Source organism: Mycobacterium sp. E136 (assembly GCF_001666865.1).
GTDB lineage: Bacteria > Actinomycetota > Actinomycetes > Mycobacteriales > Mycobacteriaceae > Mycobacterium.
In genome coordinates this window covers 1-2584 of sequence record NZ_LZJE01000116.1, presented here as the reverse complement: position 1 = coordinate 2584, position 2584 = coordinate 1, and the positions used below count along the sequence as shown (strand labels likewise).

At 69.5% G+C, this 2584-nt stretch carries 4 protein-coding genes; 1 reads left to right on the top strand and 3 read right to left on the bottom strand.

Annotated elements, in window-relative coordinates:
- A partial coding sequence (locus A5698_RS08220) for a DUF732 domain-containing protein (protein WP_068295442.1) occupies positions 1 to 213 on the bottom strand: 213 nt, incomplete at its 3' end.
- Between the two features lie 117 nt (positions 214 to 330).
- Here A5698_RS08220 and A5698_RS08215 point away from each other — a divergent pair.
- Complete coding sequence (locus A5698_RS08215; protein WP_068295445.1) at positions 331 to 648, top strand: hypothetical protein; 318 nt, start codon at positions 331 to 333, stop codon at positions 646 to 648.
- On the opposite strand, the gene A5698_RS08210 is transcribed toward A5698_RS08215, so the two are convergent.
- Positions 642 to 1721, bottom strand: coding sequence for a hypothetical protein (locus tag A5698_RS08210; RefSeq protein WP_068295439.1), 1080 nt, complete (start codon positions 1719 to 1721; stop codon positions 642 to 644). The genes A5698_RS08215 and A5698_RS08210 overlap by 7 nt on opposite strands.
- Positions 1718 to 2584 (bottom strand): hypothetical protein (locus A5698_RS28915; protein WP_068295433.1); only part of this gene is annotated, 867 nt, incomplete at its 5' end. The genes A5698_RS28915 and A5698_RS08210, both read right to left, overlap by 4 nt.

Genomic DNA, 2584 nt, shown 5'->3' with positions numbered 1-2584 from the left:
GACCGCAACCTGTTCGGGTTTCTGGCCCGCTTCCACGTAGTCACATACCGCGTGGGCGAGGCTGATTGCGTCCTTCGCGGTCGAGAACGGGATCCCTTCTTCCTTGATGACCGAAACGAATATGTCGTCGGTGTCGTCGGCCATGGCCGGCGCGGCGGTGCCGAGGGCCATGCCCGCACCGACGACCGCTGTCAAAATGAGGGTGCCGCGCATGGTGGCTCCTTTCGGCTGAGTAACGGCAGAACGCTACGCGCACCGTGCCGCCGCCCGCGGTAGTTTCGTCAAAATTGTCACAACCGTCAGCGCAGGCGAACAGGTAGCGTGAGCGGCATGCCGGACGACACCACTTCGGGACCGGAGCAGGAAGCCGCGGTCGACGCCGAGGTCGTCGAGCCCACGCCTGAGTCCACCGCACCGGTCGAACCGGTCGACAGCGGCTACACCCCGGGCGGCGTACCGACTTTCGACGCCGTACGGGAAAAGATCGAGACCCGTTACGGCACCGCGATCGGTGCCTCCGAACTCGCGGCTGAAACCCCCGAAGGACGCAGCGTCGCCGAACAGTACGACGAACGGCAGCGCGCTGCCGCCGAACGCCTGGAGCAGATTCGGGAGCAGATGCGCAAACAGTCCGACGAGTCTCAGTAATCCGATTCCGCGGCGAGAATCTCGGCCAGGAACGCATCCGGCCCGGGCTGGTGCAACCGCGACCGCGCGAAGGCACGCACCCGGTCGCGGGTCTGCGCCGACTCGTCGACGTCAGCACCCACCACCACCCTCGTGGTGGCCCAATCATGGTTCCACGCAACAGCTTCGGATATCGGCACGCCGTCGGTGTCGACGACGGGGAAGGATGCGCGTCCGTCCGCACCCAGCGCGCCTGCCCCGCCGGCGCTTCCCGACTCCAACCGCACCGCGATGCCATGCGGGTTGCCCAGCCCTGTCAGCTCCACGTCGACCACCGCGTCCGCGCCTGTGACCCCCGGTTCGACGGACCACTCGACGGTGTCCTCGGCCGCATCGAAGACACCGGGCGGGACTGCCGCCCAGCTGATCGACGCGGTGCCCCGCGCGACGGTAGCCGCACTGGGCCCGCGTGAATCCGAGCCTGCCGCAAGGGCATAGTCGGCTCGCCGGCTGCCGACCGGTTCGGCGTCGAGTGCGACACCGACGTCGTCGGCCACGTCGCGACACCGCTCGATGAGCGCGGCGACCCGCGGATCACCTTCGCGGGCCGCGGCATTGAGCGCCGCCGCATGCGGCGCGAGCAGATGGTTGATCTCCGAATCGAAGGTGTCGTCGCCGAAGTAGTCCTGAGCGGCGGCGGTCAGGAGCGCGACCTCGGCGTCGAGTAGGGCGGCGTCGAGTGTCGCGACCGCGTCGCGTTGACTCGCCGGCCACCAGCGTCGCAGCCAATGGCCGAGCGCGAGTCGGCGCAGCGGAGCCAGCGCATCGGGCGCCAAACTCACGTCGGCCACCTCCACACTGTCCTCGGGGGTGTGGCCGTCCAGCGCGGACGTCACGGCGTAGTGGCCGCTTTCGCCCACTACCCGCCACAACCAGTCGGCCCGCGCAGCGTCGGTGAACGTGATGTGCGCATCCGAGGCCTCATCGACGGTCCACGACAGCACCGCTCCGCTGACCTCCACCACGGCCACCAATGGCGCCGGTGCGGCCGGCGATCCCGTTGTCCATAGCCCCGAATCGGTCACGAGCCTCATCCGGCCACCTGCAATTCCAGCATCGTCTTGATCCGCTGGCGGTGGTCCAGGCTCACCGACCTAGCCACCCCTTCGAGCACCGCGCGCACGTCGTCGATGTCGTCGCACGGTTCCTGCCACACGTCGCGGCCGTGCAGCCGGGCCCACAACCGGCTCAGGTAGGGCCGCGCGAACGTCGCCAGGTCGTCGATCACCTGCTGCTGCCGGGGATGGATCGGCCCGCCCGCGGCGAGGTAGCGCCGGGCATGCAGCACGTAGGCCTCCTTGCGTAGCCGCGCCTGGATCTGCCGCGCCAGCTCGTAGCGCGGCTCGGCGGGGTCGGCCAGCGGCGCGAGGCGGACCGCGACCTCGATGCCCGCGACCAGCGTCGCCTGCTTGTCCTCACCAATCAGACCCCAGGGAGCGCATGCCCTGTCGACCTCTTCGGCACACAGCGTCGGCACGTCGGGGAGCTCGTCGCGGTCCATGGCTCGCCGCAGCGTCGCACGCACCCGGTCGATCACGCTCCGGTCCAGCGGGCGGTCGTGCTCTGGCCCACCGATGACGCGCGGAGGCTGCTGCGGCTCAACCGAACTCAGGCCCAGCTCGACGATCGACCAGGGCAGCTCCGCCGCACCGCTGCGTGCCGTTGCTCCGAGGTTGTACGGCGCCGCGTCGGCGATCAGCGCCTGCCAGACCCGTTGTCGCGCAGCGGCGGCGGAGTGGCTGTCGGCGGGACCGAGCACGGTGCTCAGCCCCGCCATGAACGGACCGGTGATCTCGGTGCCCGGGTGCACGTCGCGCCAACTGCGGCTCAGTTGCCTCGCCAGTTCGGCGATGACTTTCTCGTCGGAGACGAACCGGTTCAGCACCTCGATGGCGGT

Bases quoted from the DNA above. Each gene is read 5' to 3' on its own strand.
- A5698_RS08215 (WP_068295445.1), top strand. From the start codon at position 331: ATGCCGGACGACACCACTTCGGGACCGGAGCAGGAAGCCGCGGTCGAC.
- A5698_RS08210 (WP_068295439.1), bottom strand. From the start codon at position 1,721: ATGAGGCTCGTGACCGATTCGGGGCTATGGACAACGGGATCGCCGGCC.